Origin of the sequence: Streptomyces canus 299MFChir4.1 (assembly GCF_000383615.1) — a bacterium.
GTDB classification, from domain to species: domain Bacteria; phylum Actinomycetota; class Actinomycetes; order Streptomycetales; family Streptomycetaceae; genus Streptomyces; species Streptomyces canus_C.
Map to the genome: position 1 here is coordinate 165,928 of NZ_KB911590.1, position 18,627 is coordinate 184,554.

Here is an 18,627-nt window from a genome sequence, read left to right on the forward strand (position 1 = left end):
CGTGCCGGGGTGGGGTGTGGCAAGGGCCGCGCGGTCGGGGTCCCCTCCCGCGCGGCCCGTGAGTGGTGTCGCTGTGTGCTGCTGGGCCTGGACTAGCCGAGGTCGGCGGTGCCGGTCTTCACAGCCTTCCACGCACCCTTGGTGACCTGGTAGACGGTGAGCTGCTTGTTGGTGGTGTCACCGTACTGATCGAAGGCGACCTTGCCGGAGATGCCTTCGAAGTCGGACTTCTGGACACCGTCGACGACGGAGGAGCGCAGGGCGTTGATGTCGCTGGGGACCTTGCCCGAGTTGGCGTCGACGGCGGCCTTCACGGCCTTGATGATGGCGGTGGCGGCGTCGTACGAGTACGCGCCGTAGGCGCCGTAGTCACCCTTGTAGCCCTTGGACTTGTAGGTCTCGACGAAGGTCTTGGCCGCGGGCAGGGTGTCGGCGGGGACGCCGACGGCGGTCGCGAGGTCGCCTTCGGAGGTGGCGCCCGCGGTCTCGATGTAGGTGGAGGCGAACATGCCGTCGCCGCCGAAGAGCGGGATCTTGACGCCGGCGCCCTTGAGCTGCTTGGTGATCAGCGAGGACTCGTCGTACTGGCCGCCGTAGTAGAGCAGGTCGGCCTTGGCGTTCTTGATCTTGGTGACGAGGGAGCCGAAGTCCTTGTCGCCGGTGTTGATGTGGTCGGTGCCGACGACCTTGCCGCCGAGCTTCTTGAACTGCTCGGTGAAGATCTTGGCGAGGCCGGCGCCGTAGGTCTGCTTGTCGTCGACGACGTAGACGCTCTTCTTCTTGAGGCCGTTGTACGCGTAGTCGGCGGCGAAGCTGCCCTGGAGCTCGTCGGTGGTGGCGGTGCGGAAGTACGTCTTGTACGGCCGCTTCTTGTCCGTCTGCCAGTTCTTGCCCTGGGTCAGCTCGGGGTTGGTGTTCGAGGGGGAGATCTGGACCATGTTGGCCGAGGCGAACACCTGCTGCATCGACTGGGCGACGCCGGAGTTCAGGGGGCCGACGGCGCCGACGGCGGTCTTGTCACCGGTGATGGTGGTGGCGTTGGACTGGCCGGTGGCCGGCTGCGCCTTGTCGTCGAAGGCCTTCAGTTTGAAGGTGACCCCGGGGACGAGCTTGTTCTTGTTGGCGTCGTCGACGGCGATCTGGGCGCCGTACTGGATGCCGAGACCGGTGGTGGAGTTCTCGCCGGAGAGCGGGGCGTCCACGCCGATCGTGAGGGTGGTGCCACCCCCGCCGTTGCTGTCGCCGCCCTTGTCGTCACGGGAGCCGCAGGCGGTGAGTGTGAGAGCCCCCGTCGCCATGACGGAGGTCAGGATCACCATGGAACGTCGCACAATCATTCCTTTCCGCAGGCTCGCGCGCCCTGATGGGTGCGACTGGTGCCCGCGCTTTACCGAACTCCCGATGGAGCGGTGACTGGCCGTGACTCTAAGCCCGGTGTGCAGGCAGGGGCATCGCTGTGTGCGGGCTTGTGACTTTCTTGTTATGACGTGATGGATGGCGGGCTTCCGCCGTGGGGGCTCTCAACCGGTTTGGCGGAATATCCCCTCAGTCCGCATTTTGAGAACCTGCACTTCCGCTTGGCCGTCCGGGCTGTGGCGCGGATCTCGTGGCGCAGGCGCCCCGAAGGAGCCGGAAAAGGTCGCGGGAGTACGCCCGGCCGAAGATGAAGCTGTGATGTTGTATTGCGCGCGTGTTACGGAGCGTTACGTCAAGAAAGGGTAGGTCGGCACTCAGGGGCAGACCCGAGCAGTCGGAAACCGTTATCTCCACGGTGACGAGGCGTGTCGTGCCGGGGTGGACGGTGAAGGCGTCGGGCAGGGCGTGGGCGGTGAGGCCGGTGAAGGCGGCGCCGGTGACCTGGAGGGTGACGGGGGGCCCGCTGCCGACGTTGACGGCGAAGCGGAAGCGGCCGCTGGTGGGGTGGGTGCCGGGGGGTTCGGGGAGGCCGGCGGGCCCGAGGTACCGCCAGGCGGTGACGTTGGCGGGCCAGGGGACGGGGGCGCGGTCCGGCTGGGGGTGCTGGTCCTCGGAGAGGGCGCGGGGGACCAGAACTCCGGCCGCGAGCAGGGTGATCGCGGTGGCGGCCAGGGTGGCCCTGCGGACCCGCGGCGGCAGGCCGCGCCACCACACGCTCCAACGGTCCGTCAGCCGGGGCCCGTCGGCACCGATGACGTCGTAACTCTCCCCGCGCTCGGGGGACTCGACGGGCTCGACGGGGCCGATACCGGTCATGGGAGAACGGTAGGGGAGTCGGGGGGCCGTGCCCAGTCGGTGACGGACCGGGGTCTGCCGGCGGGAACGGAGCGAGGGCGGGAGGCGGTGCGGGAGCGGGCGAGCCGAGTGATGCCGACTGGTCCGCCGGCCAGTCTCATGCGGCCGGAGGTGTCCCGTCCAGGCTGTCCGGGCGGGCGGAAGGGGCCGGCAGGGGGCGGCGGCACCCCGGAGGGGTGGGTCGGTGCCGCGATGCCGGCCCAGCCCCCCGGGGCGGCTTCTAGCGGCCGGGGGCGTCTCGCAGGAGGCAGGTCAGGCGGGCGGTGCAGACGCGGCGCCCGTCCTCGTCGCTGATCACGATCTCGTAGGTCGCGGTGGAGCGTCCCCGGTGCACCGGTGTGGCCACTCCGGTCACCAGTCCCGAGCGCACCCCGCGGTGGTGGGTGCAGTTCAGGTCCACCCCCACCGCGAGCTTGGAGCTGCCGGCGTGCAGCATGGAGCCGACGGAGCCCAGCGTCTCGGCGAGCACGGCGGAGGCGCCTCCGTGCAGCAGGCCGTACGGCTGGGTGTTGCCCTCGACGGGCATGGTGCCGACGACCCGGTCCGCCGAGGCCTCGACGATCTGCACGCCCATGCGGGTGCCCAGGTGCCCGGCGGAGAACATGGCGACGAGGTCGACGCCGAGCGCCGCGTACTCGTCGATGACCTCTTGAGGGAACGTGGCGTGCTGCTGCTCACCCATGGGCGGGCTCCGTTCGTCCTGGTCGCTACGACTGTCTGCGCTGAGCAAACGCTCAGTCGGTTGCCGATTGTTCCAGACGCACGACGACGGACTTGCTGGCCGGGGTGTTGCTGGTGTCGGCGGTGGCGTCCAGCGGCACCAGGACGTTGGTCTCGGGGTAGTACGCGGCCGCGCATCCCCGTGCGGTCGGGTAGTGCACGACCCGGAACCCGGTGGCCCGCCGCTCCACGCCGTCCTTCCACTCGCTGACGAGGTCGACGTACGACCCGTCGGCGAGGCCGAGCCGGTCGGCGTCCTCGGGGTTGACCAGGACCACCCGGCGGCCGTTCTTGATGCCCCGGTAGCGGTCGTCGAGGCCGTAGATCGTGGTGTTGTACTGGTCGTGCGAGCGCAGCGTCTGCAGCAGCAGCCGGCCCTCGGGCAGCTCGGGGTACTCGACGGGCGCGGCGGTGAAGTTGGCCTTGCCGGTGGCGGTGGGGAAGCGGCGCTCGTCGCGCGGGGCGTGCGGCAGGGTGAAGCCGCCGGGGCGGGCCACGCGCGCGTTGAAGTCCTCGAAGCCGGGGATCACGCGGGCGATGCGGTCGCGGATGGTGGCGTAGTCCTTCTCGAACTCCTCCCACGGCACCCGGCTCTCCTCGCCGAGGACCCGGCGGGCCAGCCGGCACACGATGGCGGGCTCGGAGAGCAGTTGGCCGCTCGCGGGCTCCAGGCGGCCCCGGGAGGCGTGCACCATGCCCATGGAGTCCTCGACGGTCACGAACTGCTCTGTGCTTTTCCCATTCGGGCCGACCTGGAGGTCGCGCTCGGTGCGGCCGAGGGTGGGCAGGATCAGGGCACGCGCGCCCGTGACCGCGTGCGAGCGGTTGAGCTTGGTCGACACGTGCACGGTCAGCCGGGCACGCCGCATGGCGGCCTCGGTGACCTCGGTGTCGGGGGAGGCGGAGACGAAGTTGCCGCCCATGGCGAAGAAGACCTTGGCCTCGCCGTCGCGCAGGGCGCGGATCGCGCGCACCACGTCGAAGCCGTGCTCACGCGGCGGGGCGAAGCCGAACTCCTTCTCCAGGGCGTCCAGGAAGGCGGGCGCGGGGCGCTCGAAGATGCCCATGGTGCGGTCGCCCTGCACGTTGGAGTGGCCGCGGACCGGGCAGACGCCGGCGCCGGGGCGGCCGATGTTGCCGCGCAGGAGGAGGAAGTTGACCACCTCGCGGATGGTCGGCACGGAGTGCTTGTGCTGGGTGAGGCCCATGGCCCAGCAGACGATGGTCCGCTCGGAGGCGAGGACCATGGCGAGGGCTTCCTCGATCTCCTGCCGGGACAGGCCGGTCGCGGTGAGCGTCTCGTCCCAGTCGGCGGCGCGGGCGGCCTCGGCGAACTCCTCGTAGCCGTGGGTGTGTTCGCGGACGAAGGCCTCGTCGACGGCCCCGTCCGTCTGAAGGATCAGCTTGTTGAGGAGGCGGAACAGGGCCTGGTCGCCGCCGATGCGGATCTGCAGGAACAGGTCGGTGAGGGCGGCGCCCTTGACCATGCCCTGCGGGGTCTGCGGGTTCTTGAAGCGCTCTAGGCCGGCCTCGGGCAGCGGGTTGACGCTGATGATCTTCGCGCCGTTCGCCTTGGCCTTCTCCAGCGCGGAGAGCATGCGGGGGTGGTTGGTTCCCGGGTTCTGCCCGGCGACGATGATCAGGTCGGCCTGGTAGAGGTCGTCGAGCAGGACGCTGCCCTTGCCGATGCCGATGGTCTCGCTGAGCGCCGAACCGGACGACTCGTGGCACATGTTGGAGCAGTCCGGCAGGTTGTTCGTGCCGAGCTCGCGGGCGAAGAGCTGGTACAGGAACGCGGCCTCGTTGCTGGTGCGGCCCGAGGTGTAGAAGACGGCCTCGTCGGGGGAGTCGAGGGCGGCGATCTCCTCGGCGATGATGTCGAAGGCGCGCTCCCAGGTCACCGGCTCGTAGTGGGTGCCGCCCTCGGGGACGTACATGGGATGGGTGAGCCGCCCCTGCTGGCCGAGCCAGTAGCCGCTCCTGGTGGCGAGGTCGGCGACGGGGTGCGCGGCGAAGAACTCGGGGGTGATCCGGCGCAGGGTGGCTTCCTCGGCGACCGCCTTCGCGCCGTTCTCGCAGAACTCGGCCGCGTGCCGGTGCTCGGGCTCCGGCCAGGCGCAGCCGGGGCAGTCGAAGCCGTCCTTCTGGTTGACGCGCAGCAGGGTCAGCGCGGTGCGCTTCACGCCCATCTGCTGCTGCGCGATCCGCAGGGTGTGGCCGATGGCGGGCAGTCCCGCCGCCGCGTGTTTCGGGTCGGTGACCTGGGGAGCGTCCTGAACCGGATCACCCTTGGGCGGCTTCGTGGCCATCGGACTCTCTCCTTCGCACACACCTGTGAGGTACGTCTCCGATCCTCGCACGCGCCGGTGACAGCGGGGTTTGCCGGGTTCGGGAGAGACGACGGCAGAGGTTGCGGCTTCCGCGCCGTCGGCGGCGGGCGGGTCTGACTGTCAGTGGGGCGTGGCAGGATCGGGGGCGTGGCAGAGACAGCAGCGAAGAAGACCGACAACAGCCCCGGCGGCAGCCGCCCGCGCCTGATGCTCATGGACGGGCACTCGCTGGCCTATCGCGCGTTCTTCGCGCTGCCCGCGGAGAACTTCACGACCGCGACCGGCCAGCCGACGAACGCGATCTACGGCTTCGCGTCGATGCTGGCCAACACCCTGCGCGACGAGGAGCCCACGCACTTCGCGGTGGCCTTCGACGTGTCCCGCAAGACCTGGCGTTCCGAGGAGTTCACGGAGTACAAGGCCAACCGCTCCAAGACCCCGGACGAGTTCAAGGGCCAGGTCGAGCTGATCGGTGAGCTCCTCGACGCGATGCACGTCTCGCGCTTCGCGATCGACGGCTTCGAGGCCGACGACGTCATCGCCACGCTCGCCACCCAGGCCGAGGCCGAGGGCTTCGACGTGCTGATCGTCACCGGCGACCGCGACTCCTTCCAGCTGGTCTCCGAGCACACCACCGTGCTGTACCCGACGAAGGGCGTCTCGGAGCTGACCCGGTTCACCCCGGAGAAGGTCTTCGAGAAGTACGGTCTGACGCCCGCCCAGTACCCCGACTTCGCGGCCCTGCGCGGCGACCCGTCCGACAACCTCCCCGGCATCCCCGGCGTCGGCGAGAAGACCGCCGCGAAGTGGATCAACCAGTTCGGCTCGTTCGCCGAGCTGGTCGAGCGCGTCGAGGAGGTCAAGGGCAAAGCCGGGCAGAACCTCCGCGACCACCTGGAGTCCGTCAAGCTCAACCGCCGCCTCACCGAGATGGTGCGCACGGTGGAGCTGCCGAAGACGGTCATCGACCTGGAGCGCGCCCCGTACGACCGCAAGTCGCTCGCGATGATCCTCGACACCCTGGAGATCAGGAACCCCTCCCTGCGGGAGCGGCTCCTGGCCGTCGACCCGGGCGCAGAGGAGGCCGAGGGGGCCCCGGTCGCCGCGCCCGGCGTGGCGGTGGACGGCACGGTGCTCGGCACCGGTGAGCTGGCCGGCTGGCTCGCCGAGCACGGCGCGCGGCAGCCCCTCGGTGTCGCCACCGTCGACACCTGGGGTCTGGGCACCGGCTCGGTCGCCGAGGTCGCGCTCGCCGCGGCCGACGGGGCGGCCGCCTGGTTCGACCCGTCCGAGCTGGACGAGGCCGACGAGAGGGCGTGGGTCGCCTGGCTCGCCGACGCCGAGCGGCCCAAGGTGCTGCACAACGCCAAGGGCGCCATGCGGGTCTTCGCCGAGCACGACTGGAGCGTCGTCGGCGTCACCATGGACACCGCGCTCGCCGCGTACCTCGTCAAGCCGGGGCGCCGGTCCTTCGACCTGGACGCGCTGTCGCTGGAGTACCTGGGCCGGGAGCTGGCGCCCCCGGCCGCGGCCGACGGGCAGCTCGCCTTCGGCACGGACGACGGAGCCGAGGCCGAGGCGCTGATGGTCCAGGCGCGGGCCGTGCTCGATCTGGGCTCGGCCTTCGAGGGCCGCCTGGCCGAGGTCGGGGCCGCGGACCTGCTGCGGGACATGGAACTGCCCACCTCCGCCCTGCTCGCCCGCATGGAGCGGCACGGCATCGCGGCCGACCTGGCCCACCTGGAAGCCATGGAGCAGATGTTCGCCGGGGCGGTCCAGCAGGCCGTGAAGGAGGCGCACGCGGCGGCCGGGCACGAGTTCAACCTCGGCTCGCCCAAGCAGCTCCAGGAAGTCCTCTTCGGCGAGCTCGGCCTGCCGAAGACGAAGAAGACGAAGACCGGGTACACGACGGACGCCGACGCGCTCGCGTGGCTGGCGACCCAGACGGACAACGAACTGCCGGTGATCATGCTCCGGCACCGTGAGCAGGCCAAGCTGCGGGTGACCGTCGAGGGCCTGATCAAGACGATCGCCGCGGACGGCCGTATCCATACGACGTTCAACCAGACGGTCGCGGCGACGGGCCGGCTGTCGTCCACGGATCCCAACCTCCAGAACATCCCGGTCCGCACCGACGAGGGGCGGGCGATCCGGCGCGGGTTCGTGGTGGGGGAAGGCTTCGAGTCCCTCATGACCGCGGACTACAGCCAGATCGAGCTGCGGGTGATGGCCCACCTCTCCGAGGACGCGGGGCTCATCGAGGCGTTCACCTCGGGGGAGGACCTGCACACCACGGCCGCGTCGCAGGTGTTCGCGGTCGAGCCCGGTGCGGTCGACGCGGAGATGCGGCGGAAGATCAAGGCGATGTCGTACGGGCTGGCGTACGGGTTGTCCGCGTTCGGGCTCTCGCAGCAGCTGAACATCGAGGCGGGGGAGGCGCGGGCGTTGATGGACGCGTACTTCGAGCGGTTCGGCGGGGTGCGGGACTATCTGCGGCGGGCCGTCGACGAGGCGCGGGCCACCGGGTACACGGCGACGCTCTTCGGGCGCCGGCGGTATCTGCCCGACCTCAACAGCGACAACCGTCAGCGGCGTGAGGCGGCCGAGCGGATGGCGCTCAACGCGCCGATCCAGGGGACGGCGGCGGACATCGTCAAGATCGCGATGCTGAAGGTGGACGGGGCGCTGCGGGACGCCGGGCTCGCCTCGCGCATGCTGCTCCAGGTCCACGACGAAATCGTGCTGGAGATTGCGCCGGGGGAGCGGGGGGTCGCGGAGGAGATTGTGCGGCGGGAGATGTCGGACGCGGTGGATCTGCGGGTGCCGTTGGGGGTGTCGGTGGGGGATGGGGCGGACTGGGAGTCCGCAGCGCACTAGCCTCCGGCGGTTGGGCGGTGTCTTGTGCGGGTTCGGTGGGGGTGGGCGTTTTTGCGCAGTTCCCCGCGCCCCTGGATGCCTGCGGCGCAGCTGCGGGCCCGGTGGGGGCTTGTGTAGCGCGTGCGGTGTGGTTTGGGGTCGGGGCCGGGGTGGGGGGTGTCCGTCCTCGGTTCGGCGGTTCCGCTGCTTCAACAGGGCTCGGTGACGGACGTCGGCCGCTGCGGGCGGACACCCCCCACCCCGTCCCCTGCCCGCCGTACGCGGCTACCGGCCCATCGGGGCGCGCGGTCCCCCGAGGCGCGAGGGCTGCCGGATGGACCGTCGCGGCGCGTGAGGTGGCGAACGGTCCATCCTGGCCGGGGCGACTGCAACCCCTAGGGGCGCGGGGAACTGCGTGACCAGCCCCCACCGGCCCGCACCCGCCAAACAACCGAACCCGGCACCCCCTAGGCGCCCCGCCCAAGCCCAGCGCAGCGTTCGTCACTCGCGTGGACCCCAGCCCGCGCCCTCGCCCCGCCCCCCGGCCAGGATGCCGTCATGGGTATACGCATGCTTCACCGCTGGGCGGCCCCCGGACGGACGCAGGCACCGGTGTACGCCGGGAAGGCCCCGTCCGTACGTCCCCCGGTTCCGGCCCACGCGGCCACCGCAAGCACCGCCCGCATTCCCTTCGACCTGGCGACACGGCTGCGCAGGGCGCGAGCCAGGGCGGCAGGCCCCCGCATCCAGGTCCGCGTCGGCAGAGGGCTGCGGCGCGCCGCCGCGGAGCTACGGCACCGCGTCACCCGCCGCGACCGGGACGCCGTAGAGCGGTGGGCCGAGCTGGCGCTCAGTTATCTCTCGCTCGCCCTCACTCTGCTGCCCCGATCCCGTCCGATGCCCACCATGACGGTGTTCGTCGCGGCCGCGGACGCCGTCAGCGAGCGAGCGGGAGACCGGTCTCTTCCCGGGCGTCGGACACCGGGGCCGGGCGCCACAGCCTGACGCCCGCGGCGTACAGCAGTACCCCGAGCACCAGGCCGGCGCCCGCGCCGAAGCAGAGGGCCGGGATCAGTTCCCAGGGCTTCGCGGTGGAGCCCCAGTACGCCCACCACCGCGAGGCCCGTTGCAGTGCGGCCAGCGTCATGCACCCGCCGATCACGGTGACGGCCGACCATCTGTCCCGCGCCGACAGAACGGGGACACCGGACGGCTCGGCCGCCGCGGGTGCCCGGCGCAGCGCGTGCAGGCAGAACGCGGTGATGACCACCGCGGCCAGCGCCGAACCGCCGTACTGGAGGTACCAGTAGAGAGGGGAGCCGGCCACCTGCCTGCCCAGGGCGGGGAAGAGTCGCATCCCCCACCGGTCGTGATGCGTGAACGCGTCCCACACGACATGGGTCAGCGCTCCGACGGCGGCGGAGGCGTACCAGCGCGCGGCCAGTGGCGTACGCACGCGTGCGCGTGGCGTGCCGCAGCGCAGGAGTGTCGCCACTGTGCCCTGTCGCCCCCGTGGCAGCAGGGCCACGAGCGGCTCCCGCAGCAGCAGCCACAGCCACACCAGCGCCCAGGCGACGAGCACGTCGATCGTGAAGACGCCCGGAAAGGAGTGCGTGACGGTGCCGAACTCCATCGCCCCGGGCACGACACTTGCCGCGTAATAGGTCATGTCCGGCGCGAAGGATCCGGCCACGAGGACGGCCGGAACCAGTCGGCCCCGGCCCGTTCCGTCGGCGCGCACCGCGGGCAGTACCGCCGCCGCATGGCTCAGGGTGAACGGCAACGGGGCTCCTCGTGGCGGGTGTTGGCCGGGCGGCGGCCCGGGTGATCGGTGCCGTCCAGTATGGGCGACGCGGGCCCGCACCGATGGAACATGGCCAACCGGTGAATACCGGGCACGAACCGGTGTCCGAGGAAAGGAAGTTGTCGTAGGGTCACACGGGTCACCGCGCTGGGGAGCTCGGGCGAACGTGCGACTCAGGAATTACCGCGCGTCACAGGGGCAACCTCAAGGGCGGTTCGACTGTCTCAACGGGACGAGAGCGACAGACGGAGAAGGGCGCTCAGGCGTCCACAGGAGGGGTTCACTTTATGGCGGCGCAATTCGGCAGGAGGCTGCGCAAGGGAGCGGTGACCACCGCCGTGGCCGCGGCCGCGGTCGCGGCACTGTCCGCCTCCCAGGCCCCGGGGGCCACGGTCGACGACCACGGCAGATCCACCGCCGCCGACGCCCAGCCCTCTCCCGACGCGACCGCCGAGGACAGCGGCGCGACCGGCAACTCGCCGTACTACACGGACCTGCCGCCGCTGAACACCCCGAGCCCCGCGCCGACCGACGGCACCTCCACCGTCTCTCCGGTCGAGTCCGAGGCGGGCATACCCGCGACCGTCCTGGACGCCTACAAGAAGGCCGCGGCCGAACTGCAGGAGTCCAAGCCCGGCTGCAATCTGCCCTGGCAACTGCTCGCCGCCATCGGCCAGGTCGAGTCGGGCCAGGCCCGCGGCGGCCGGGTCGACGCGGACGGCACCACCACCTCCAAGATCCTCGGCCCGCAGCTCGACGGCAACGGCTTCGAGCTCATCAAGGACACCGACAACGGTGCCTACGACGGCGACACCGCCTACGACTCGGCCGTCGGGCCCATGCAGTTCATCCCGTCCACCTGGGCGTGGGCCGGCCGTGACGGCAACGGCGACGGGGTGAAGGACCCGAACAACATCTACGACGCCGCTCTCGCCACCGGTCACTACCTGTGCCGCTACGACTGGGACCTGTCGGACAGCGGCGACCTGGACCGCGCGATCCTCAGCTACAACCCCTCGCGGCACTACGTGAACACGGTCCTTTCGTGGCTGGAGTACTACCGCAAGGGCACCCACGAGATCCCCGACGGCACCGGCACCGTCCCGGGCAACCGCAGTGACGGCGGGACCGGCGGCGGCTCGACCATCTCGCCGTCCCTGCCCTCGACTCCGAGCGCGCCGCACCACCCGTCGAAGCCGAGCACGCCCGGCTCGCCGCGCCCGACCCCGCCGTCGACCACCCCGCCCTCGTCGGGGACCCCCACCACTCCGCCCTCGTCCCCTCCGGCCACCCCCACCCAGTCCGTGGATCACCTGGAGGACTCGGGCACCGCGAAGCTCACCGCCATGGCGGGCGACGCGTTCGCCGAGAAGATCAGCACCAAGGCCGAGAACGCCGCCGGCAAGGGTGTCGCCAAGGTCCGGATCCGGTTCACGATCGTCGGCGACACCGACGCCACCTTCACCGGCGGCGAGAAGGTCGCCACCGCGCTGACCGACAGCTCCGGCGTGGCCACCGCGCCCGCGCTCCAGGCGGGCGATACCACCGGCGCCTTCACGGTCCGCGCCACCCTCATCGGCCGTACCGTCACCGGCCCGGACTACCCGGCCACCGTGACCCAGCGCGTCGCCGACACCCTCGTGCGCACCAGCGACACCGCGCTGACCTGCACCCCGGGCGGACAGTTCGCCGACGCGGTCCAGGTCAAGGCCACCTACAAGGACGCGGTCGCCGACAAGGTCGGCGCCACCGCCACCCTGATCAAGTCGGCCGACGACGCGACCGAGAACGACAAGGGCCCCTACTTCAAGGACGCCGACGGCAAGACCGTCCGCACCCTGACGGCCCTCACCACGGACGCGGACGGCCTGCTGAAGCTGCCGCAGCTCTACGCCGACGACACCACCGGCACCTTCCTGCTCCGCATCACCACCGCGGGCGGCGCGACGCTCGACGTGACGTTGACCGTGGCGGCCGCCGCCGACACTTCGGCGAGCCCGTCGCCGAGCCCCAGCGCGAGTTCGTAGACACCGGCCCCACCCTTTCGAAGGGCGTCCTTTCCGCTACGGCGGACAGGGCGCCCTTCGCCGTGCGCGAGCTGTTCTCATCTCGCCCGCCCGTTGCTACGGTGCCGGACCTGACGATGTATCAGTTCCTGTGCCGGGAGGTGGACATGCGTGCCCTGATCGCCGCCGCGACCGGTCTCGCCCTCGCGTTCGCGCTGGTCCTCACCCTCACCGCTCTCGGCACGCCGACCGGCAAGACGTCCCCGAAGCCGCTGCTGACCACGGTGCCCGCGCACCCGTGACCCCCGGGAGGCCGAGATGCGCCGCAAGACCAGCCTGGTCCTGCTCGCCCTCGCCGTGTTCTTCGCGGCGCTGTCCCCGCTGCTGCGCTGGTACGCCTTCCCGCGCCTCGCCAAGATCCCCGCGAACCAGTACCAGGACATGGTCCTGGAGGCCAAGGACGCGACCCTCATCGACTACGGCTCGATGACCGCGAAGAAGGTCTCCAAGGTGACCATCGTGCAGACCCTCAAGGGCAACGTTGAGGCCTCGGAGAAGATCGAGAAGACGGCCGGGAAGGACGTCGTCGTCTGGGACGGGCTGTCCTACGTCGTCGGGCCCGACGGCAAGATGGTCTCCAAGATCCCCGAGCGCTACATCTTCGACGCCCACACCCAGGACCCCGTCCACGCCACCGGCGAGATGGTCGACGGCGACCCTGTGAAGCGTGCGGGCATCGAGTTCAAGTGGCCCTTCCTCACCGAGAAACGGGACTACGTCTACTTCGACGCCCAGGCCCGCACCTCGGCCCCCATCCACTACGAGGGCACCCGGAACTTCCGCGGCCTCGACGTCTACTACTTCGAGCAGACCATCCCCTGGACCAAGGTGCCCTTCCCGAAGACCATGCCGGTCCAGGGCATCACCCCCCAGTCCATCGCCAGGACCGGCACCACCCGCTGGTACACCACGATCCGCAAGTTCTGGGTCGAACCCCTCACCGGGGCCCCCGTCTACGGCGAGGAACTCCACAAGGAGGAACTGCGCGGCGGCACCCTGCTCGGCGGCCGCGACAAGGTGACGGTCTTCGCCGGCGACGTGAAGATGCGCGAGGACTACATCCGGAACACCGTCGACCTGGTCAAGTCCAACCGCACCCTCGTCCTGCTCATGACCTCGTACCTGCCGTGGGGCTTCCTCATCCTGGGCGTCCTGCTGCTGGCGTCGTCGCTGTGGCTGGAGGCCCGTGGCCGCCGCCCGGCCCCCGCGACGGTCGACGAACCCGAACCGGTCAGCGCCTGAGCCGCGCGTTGGTGTACCGCGTCGGCTCGGCGCCCGCCGGGTCCTCGGGCCACGGATGCTTCGGGTACCGGCCGCGCAGCTCCGCCCGGACGCCCCGGTAGCCGTCCTTCCAGAAGGAGGCCAGGTCGGCGGTGACCGCGGCGGGGCGCCCGGCGGGGGACAGAAGATGGACGAGGAGGGCCACGCCGGCAATCCGCGGCGACTCCTGGAGCCCGAACATCTCCTGCAACTTCACCGCGAGGACGGGCTGTTCGGGGGTGCTGTAGTCGATCCGGACCCTGGACCCGCTCGGTACGGCCATCCGCTCCGGCGCCAGCTCGTCCAGCCGCGCGGCCTCGCCCGAGGCCCAGGGCAGCAGCCTTCGCAGCGCCTGTCCGGCGTCGATGCGCGCCAGGTCGGTACGGCGCCGGGCGCGGCTCAGCTCGGGCTCCAGCCATTCGTCCACGCGCGCGTGGAGCGCGTCCTCGCAGACGTCGGGCCACGGGTCGCCGAGGTGGTGGTGCAGGAACGCGAGCCGCTGGCGCAGGACGTCCGCGTCGGGCGTCCATCGCAGCAGCCGTAGCCCTTCCTGGCGGAGCCCTTCGAGAAGGGCCTCGCGTACGAGGACGGGGTCGGCGTCCTTGAGGGGCCGTACCGCGAGTTCGATCGCTCCGAGCCGCTCGACCCGGCGTGCCACGACGTCCCCGTCGGCCCAGTGCACCTCCTGGCGCTCGGAGTACAGGGACGCGGCCGCCGACCGGGCGGTGTCCTCGTCGATCACGGCGGCGAGCTGCACCCGCGCGTGCCCCTTTCCCACGGGCCGGTCGGCCACGGCCACAGCGAGCCAGGGCGAGCCCCGCAGCGGGGAGCCGTCGGAGAGTTCGGCGCGGGTGCCGGACGCCATGAGATAGGAGCCCGAGTCGGCCTTGGCGACCCGTTCGGGGAAGGCGAGGGCGGCGACGAGACCGTCGTTCACCGCGGCCGACTCGGTGAACTCCGCCGAGGCGGAGCGCAGCCGCCGCACCTCCGACCGCCACCGCCCCGCGTAGGCGTCGCCGCCCCGGCGCGCGGTCCGCACGGCGGCCGCCAGGTCGTCGCCGTACTGCCGCGGCGGCTCCTCCGACAGCAGCGCGACCGCCTCGGCGCCCGCGCCCGAGGTGTCCAGGAGCGCCCGGCCCAGCCGGGGATGCAGGCCCAGGCGGGCCAGCCGCGCGCCGCGCGCGGTCGCCCGGCCGTCCGTGTCCACCGCCCCCACGGCCGTCAGCACGTCCCGCGCGGCCGCCATCGCCCCGCCCGGCGGCGGATCCAGCAGGGCGAGGCCGGACGCGTCCGGATCGCCCCAGCAGGCCACCTGCAACGCGAACGCCGTCAGGTCGGCCACCTTGATCTCCGGCGACGGGAAACGCGGCAGCCGGACGTCCTCGGCCTCCGCCCAGCACCGGTACACCGCACCCGGCGCCTCCCGCCCGGCCCGCCCCGCCCGCTGCCGCCCGGCGGCCTGCGAGGCCCGCACGGTCGCGAGCGCGCTCAGCCCGCGCGCGTGGTCGACGCGCGGCTCCCGCGCGAGCCCCGAGTCGACGACCACCCGCACCCCCGGCACGGTCAGGGACGACTCGGCCACGGCGGTCGCGAGCACCACCCGGCGCCGCTCCCCGCCCATTAGCACCGCGTCCTGCACGGCCGCCGGCGCCCGCCCGTGCACCTGGAGCACCTCGACGCCACCGAGGCCGCCCAACTGCCCGGCCAAGCGCGCGATCTCGCCCACGCCGGGCAGAAAGCACAGCACGTCCCCGTCCCGCTCGGACAGCGCCCGTCGTACGACCGACGCCACGTGCGTGAGCAGCGCGGGATCGACCCGCATGCCGTGCGGCGGGCGCACCGGACGCGCCGGCGGTGCCCACACGACCTCCACCGGATGCGAGACGCCCTCCGCCTCGACCACGGGCGCGTCGCCCAGCAACCGCGCCCACCCCTGCGCGTCGGTCGTCGCGGACGCGGCCACCAGGCGCAGCTCCGGCCGCAGCGTCTGCCGCACGTCCCACAGGAAGGCCGCCGTCGTGTCCGCGTCGAGATGCCGCTCGTGGCACTCGTCGAGCACCACCACGTCGACGCCCGTCAGCTCCTGGTCGCGCTGGAGCCGCTGGAGCAGCACACCCGTGGTGACGACCTCCACGCGCGCGTGCCGTCCGACCACCCGCTCGCCGCGCACGGTGTAGCCGACGCTCTCGCCGACCTGCTCGCCCAGCAGCCACGCCATCCGCCGGGCCGCCGCTCGGGCGGCGATCCGGCGGGGTTCGGCGACGACGACCTTCCGCGCGGGCGCGCCGGAATCCAGCAGGCCCGCGAGCACCAGCGGGACGAGGGTCGTCTTGCCGGTGCCCGGCGGTGCCACGAGGACCGCCGTGCCGTGCCCGTCCAGGGCGTCGCCCAGCGCGGACAGGGCACTGCGTACGGGAAGGGCGTCCAGGGCGTCGTAACGGATCACGTCCCTAGTGTCGTACGGCCGCCCGACGCCCTCGCGCGTCAGTCCCGTTCACACACGAAGATCGCGGTGCCCGGGATCAGGCCGCCGCGCAACGGGGACCAGCCGCCCCACTCCGAGGTGTTCCAGACCGGCCACTCCGGCTCCACCAGGTCGACCAGGCGGAAGCCGCCCGCGACCACGTCACGGACCCGGTCGCCGATCGTGCGGTGGTGCTCGACGTAGACCGCGCGGCCCTCCTCGTCCTGCTCGACGTAGGGCGTGCGGTCGAAGTAGGAGGCGGAGACGGACAGGCCCTCGGGGCCGGGCTCGTCCGGGAAGGCCCAGCGAATGGGGTGGGTGACGGAGAAGACGAAGCGGCCGCCCGGGCGCAGGACGCGGCGCACCTCCTTCAGGACGAGTACCGGCTCGGCGACGAACGGCAGCGCGCCGTACGCCGAGCAGGCCAGGTCGAAGGAGCCGTCCGCGAAGGGGAGCGCGCCCGCGTCGGCGCACACCAGGGGGAACGACGCGCCGATGCGCAGGGCGTGCTGGAGCTGGCGGTGCGAGATGTCGAGGGCGACCGGGCGGGCGCCCTGCTCGGCCAGCCAGCGCGCGCACTGGGCGGCGCCGGCGCCGATCTCCAGGATGTCCTTGCCCTTGAGGTCCTCGGGCGGGCCCAGCAGCTCGGCCTCCACCTCGTCGAGGCCCTCGGGGCTCCATACGAAGCGGTCGTCGCCGAGGAACGTGCCGTGCTCGATCTGGTACTCGTCCGCGTTGCGGTCCCACCAGCCACGGTTGGCGCGGGCGCTCTCCGTGACGTCCGCGTCACGGCGGGTGGCCTGCGAGTCGGCGTCCGGCCCTGACTCCTGCGGGTGTGATGCGGGCTCTTGGATGATCGGCTCCCTCGTATTAGTCTGCGGGCTCTTCCGTCTGACGGCCGTCGCGACGGCCGTCAGAAATGGGGCGCCGTCACGCGCACGTGGCCTCGTGAGACAGGTTTTGTGCCGGGTATGCGGCGATCCGCCCCGGGTGTGCGCCTTCGCGCATTGACCCTGTCCGGCTGCCCCCGTATGCTACAAGTTGCGCTGCGGGCCTGCGCTCCTCAGACGTAGCAGGCTGCGCTCGCATCTGTTGTATGTCCCCTCGGTTGTCGAGGCGCCACCAGTGGTTTTGTGTGGCGCTTCCTTGGCTGTCCGGCTTCTTCAGAGCGAAACAGGCTCCCGGCGTAAGCAGTACCTACGACTCACTGTCCGTACCGGAGCCCTTTCCCACATGACGAGCAGCACCGAGACCACCTCTACCACTCCGCAGGTAGCGGTCAACGACATCGGTAACGAGGAAGCCTTCCTCGCCGCGATCGACGAGACGATCAAGTACTTCAACGACGGCGACATCGTCGACGGCGTCATCGTGAAGGTCGACCGGGACGAGGTCCTGCTCGACATCGGTTACAAGACCGAAGGCGTTATCCCGAGCCGCGAGCTCTCCATCAAGCACGACGTCGACCCCAACGAGGTCGTCGCCGTGGGCGATGAGATCGAGGCCCTTGTTCTCCAGAAGGAGGACAAGGAAGGCCGTCTGATCCTGTCCAAGAAGCGCGCTCAGTACGAGCGTGCCTGGGGCACGATCGAAAAGATCAAGGAAGAAGACGGCATCGTCACCGGTACCGTCATCGAGGTCGTCAAGGGTGGTCTCATCCTCGACATCGGCCTCCGTGGCTTCCTGCCGGCCTCCCTCGTCGAGATGCGCCGTGTTCGCGACCTCCAGCCTTACGTGGGCAAGGAGCTCGAGGCGAAGATCATCGAGCTGGACAAGAACCGCAACAACGTGGTCCTGTCCCGCCGCGCCTGGCTCGAGCAGACCCAGTCCGAGGTTCGCCAGACGTTCCTCACGACCCTCCAGAAGGGTCAGGTCCGCTCCGGTGTGGTCTCCTCGATCGTCAACTTCGGTGCCTTCGTGGACCTGGGTGGCGTCGACGGTCTGGTCCACGTCTCCGAGCTGTCCTGGAAGCACATCGACCACCCCTCCGAGGTTGTCGAGGTCGGCCAGGAAGTCACCGTCGAGGTCCTCGACGTCGACATGGACCGCGAGCGTGTCTCCCTGTCGCTGAAGGCGACGCAGGAAGACCCGTGGCAGCAGTTCGCCCGCACCCACCAGATCGGCCAGGTCGTGCCCGGCAAGGTCACGAAGCTGGTTCCGTTCGGTGCGTTCGTCCGCGTGGACGAGGGCATCGAGGGTCTGGTCCACATCTCCGAGCTGGCCGAGCGCCACGTGGAGATCCCGGAGCAGGTCGTCCAGGTCAACGACGAGATCTTCGTCAAGGTCATCGACATCGACCTCGAGCGCCGCCGCATCAGCCTCTCGCTGAAGCAGGCCAACGAGGCCTTCGGTTCCGACCCGGCCTCGGTCGAGTTCGACCCGACCCTGTACGGCATGGCCGCGTCGTACGACGACCAGGGCAACTACATCTACCCCGAGGGCTTCGACCCCGAGACCAACGACTGGCTCGAGGGTTACGAGTCCCAGCGTGAGGTGTGGGAGAACCAGTACGCCGAGGCGCAGACCCGCTTCGAGCAGCACCAGCAGCAGGTCATCAAGTCCCGCGAGGCCGACGCGGCTGCTGCCGCCGAGGGCGGGGACGCCGCGGGCGCTGCTCCGGCCGCGGGTGGCGGTGGCGGTGGCGGTTCGTACTCCTCCGAGGGTGCGGACACCTCCGGTGCGCTGGCTTCCGACGAGGCGCTCGCCGCGCTTCGCGAGAAGCTCGCCGGTGGCCAGAGCTGACCGCTTGCCGCTGAGGCTTAGCCGGTAACTGAGGGGCCGTACCTTTCGAGGTGCGGCCCCTCTGTGTTGTCCTCGCTTTGTGTTGTCCTCGCTTGTGGTGTTCGGCTGCCCGGC

Annotated in this window: 13 protein-coding genes; 6 read left to right on the forward strand and 7 right to left on the reverse strand. The window is 71.1% G+C overall.

The genetic code is table 11. From position 1 onward, the window contains the following. Positions 1-92: 92 nt before the first annotated feature. The 4 genes from H293_RS0121970 to H293_RS0121985 form a co-directional block, all read right to left on the reverse strand. Positions 93-1,319, reverse strand: coding sequence for a branched-chain amino acid ABC transporter substrate-binding protein (locus H293_RS0121970; protein WP_020119998.1), 1,227 nt, complete (start codon positions 1,317-1,319; stop codon positions 93-95). 226 nt (positions 1,320-1,545) lie between these two features. Beyond that, on the reverse strand, positions 1,546-2,232 hold the full coding sequence (locus H293_RS0121975; protein ID WP_020119999.1) for a hypothetical protein: 687 nt from the start codon (positions 2,230-2,232) through the stop codon (positions 1,546-1,548). Between the two features lie 259 nt (positions 2,233-2,491). Then, on the reverse strand, positions 2,492-2,953 hold the full coding sequence (locus H293_RS0121980; protein ID WP_020120000.1) for a PaaI family thioesterase: 462 nt from the start codon (positions 2,951-2,953) through the stop codon (positions 2,492-2,494). Positions 2,954-3,005: 52 nt separating this feature from the next. Then, positions 3,006-5,300: an FdhF/YdeP family oxidoreductase gene (locus H293_RS0121985; protein WP_020120001.1), complete on the reverse strand. Its 2,295-nt coding sequence runs from the start codon at positions 5,298-5,300 to the stop codon at positions 3,006-3,008. 168 nt (positions 5,301-5,468) lie between these two features. On the opposite strand from H293_RS0121985, the gene polA reads away from it, so the two are divergent. Together polA and H293_RS0121995 are read left to right on the forward strand one after the other, a co-directional pair. Next, positions 5,469-8,198 carry a DNA polymerase I gene (gene polA / locus H293_RS0121990; protein WP_020120002.1) on the forward strand — a complete coding sequence of 910 codons (2,730 nt, stop codon included), beginning with the start codon at positions 5,469-5,471 and terminating at the stop codon, positions 8,196-8,198. A 537-nt stretch (positions 8,199-8,735) separates the two neighbouring features. Further along, positions 8,736-9,182, forward strand: a complete 447-nt coding sequence (locus tag H293_RS0121995; RefSeq protein WP_028808080.1) for a hypothetical protein — start codon at positions 8,736-8,738, stop codon at positions 9,180-9,182. On the opposite strand, the gene H293_RS0122000 is transcribed toward H293_RS0121995, so the two are convergent. Continuing rightward, a complete protein-coding gene (locus H293_RS0122000; RefSeq protein ID WP_020120003.1) occupies positions 9,115-9,960 on the reverse strand; it encodes a DUF4184 family protein in 846 nt (281 codons plus the stop codon). The two genes, H293_RS0121995 and H293_RS0122000, sit on opposite strands and share 68 nt — an antisense overlap. Positions 9,961-10,268: 308 nt before the next feature. Between H293_RS0122000 and H293_RS0122005 the strand changes: the two genes are divergently transcribed. From H293_RS0122005 to pgfA, 3 genes are all read left to right on the forward strand, one after another. After that, positions 10,269-12,008, forward strand: coding sequence for a lytic transglycosylase domain-containing protein (locus H293_RS0122005; RefSeq protein WP_020120004.1), 1,740 nt, complete (start codon positions 10,269-10,271; stop codon positions 12,006-12,008). 146 nt (positions 12,009-12,154) lie between these two features. After that, entirely contained in the window at positions 12,155-12,289 is a 135-nt protein-coding gene (locus H293_RS49825; protein ID WP_106968376.1) for an SPW_0924 family protein, read from the forward strand. Between the two features lie 16 nt (positions 12,290-12,305). After that, positions 12,306-13,289: a cell envelope lipid trafficking protein PgfA gene (gene pgfA, locus H293_RS0122015; protein WP_020120006.1), complete on the forward strand. Its 984-nt coding sequence runs from the start codon at positions 12,306-12,308 to the stop codon at positions 13,287-13,289. Here the strand turns inward: pgfA and hrpB are convergent. After that, positions 13,279-15,753, reverse strand: coding sequence for an ATP-dependent helicase HrpB (gene hrpB, locus H293_RS0122020; protein ID WP_020120007.1), 2,475 nt, complete (start codon positions 15,751-15,753; stop codon positions 13,279-13,281). The genes pgfA and hrpB overlap by 11 nt on opposite strands. Positions 15,754-15,791: 38 nt before the next feature. Then, a complete protein-coding gene (locus H293_RS0122025; RefSeq protein WP_028808081.1) occupies positions 15,792-16,688 on the reverse strand; it encodes a class I SAM-dependent methyltransferase in 897 nt (298 codons plus the stop codon). Between the two features lie 316 nt (positions 16,689-17,004). On the opposite strand from H293_RS0122025, the gene rpsA reads away from it, so the two are divergent. After that, positions 17,005-18,513, forward strand: a complete 1,509-nt coding sequence (gene rpsA, locus H293_RS0122030; RefSeq protein WP_020120009.1) for a 30S ribosomal protein S1 — start codon at positions 17,005-17,007, stop codon at positions 18,511-18,513. Positions 18,514-18,627 lie beyond the last annotated feature (114 nt).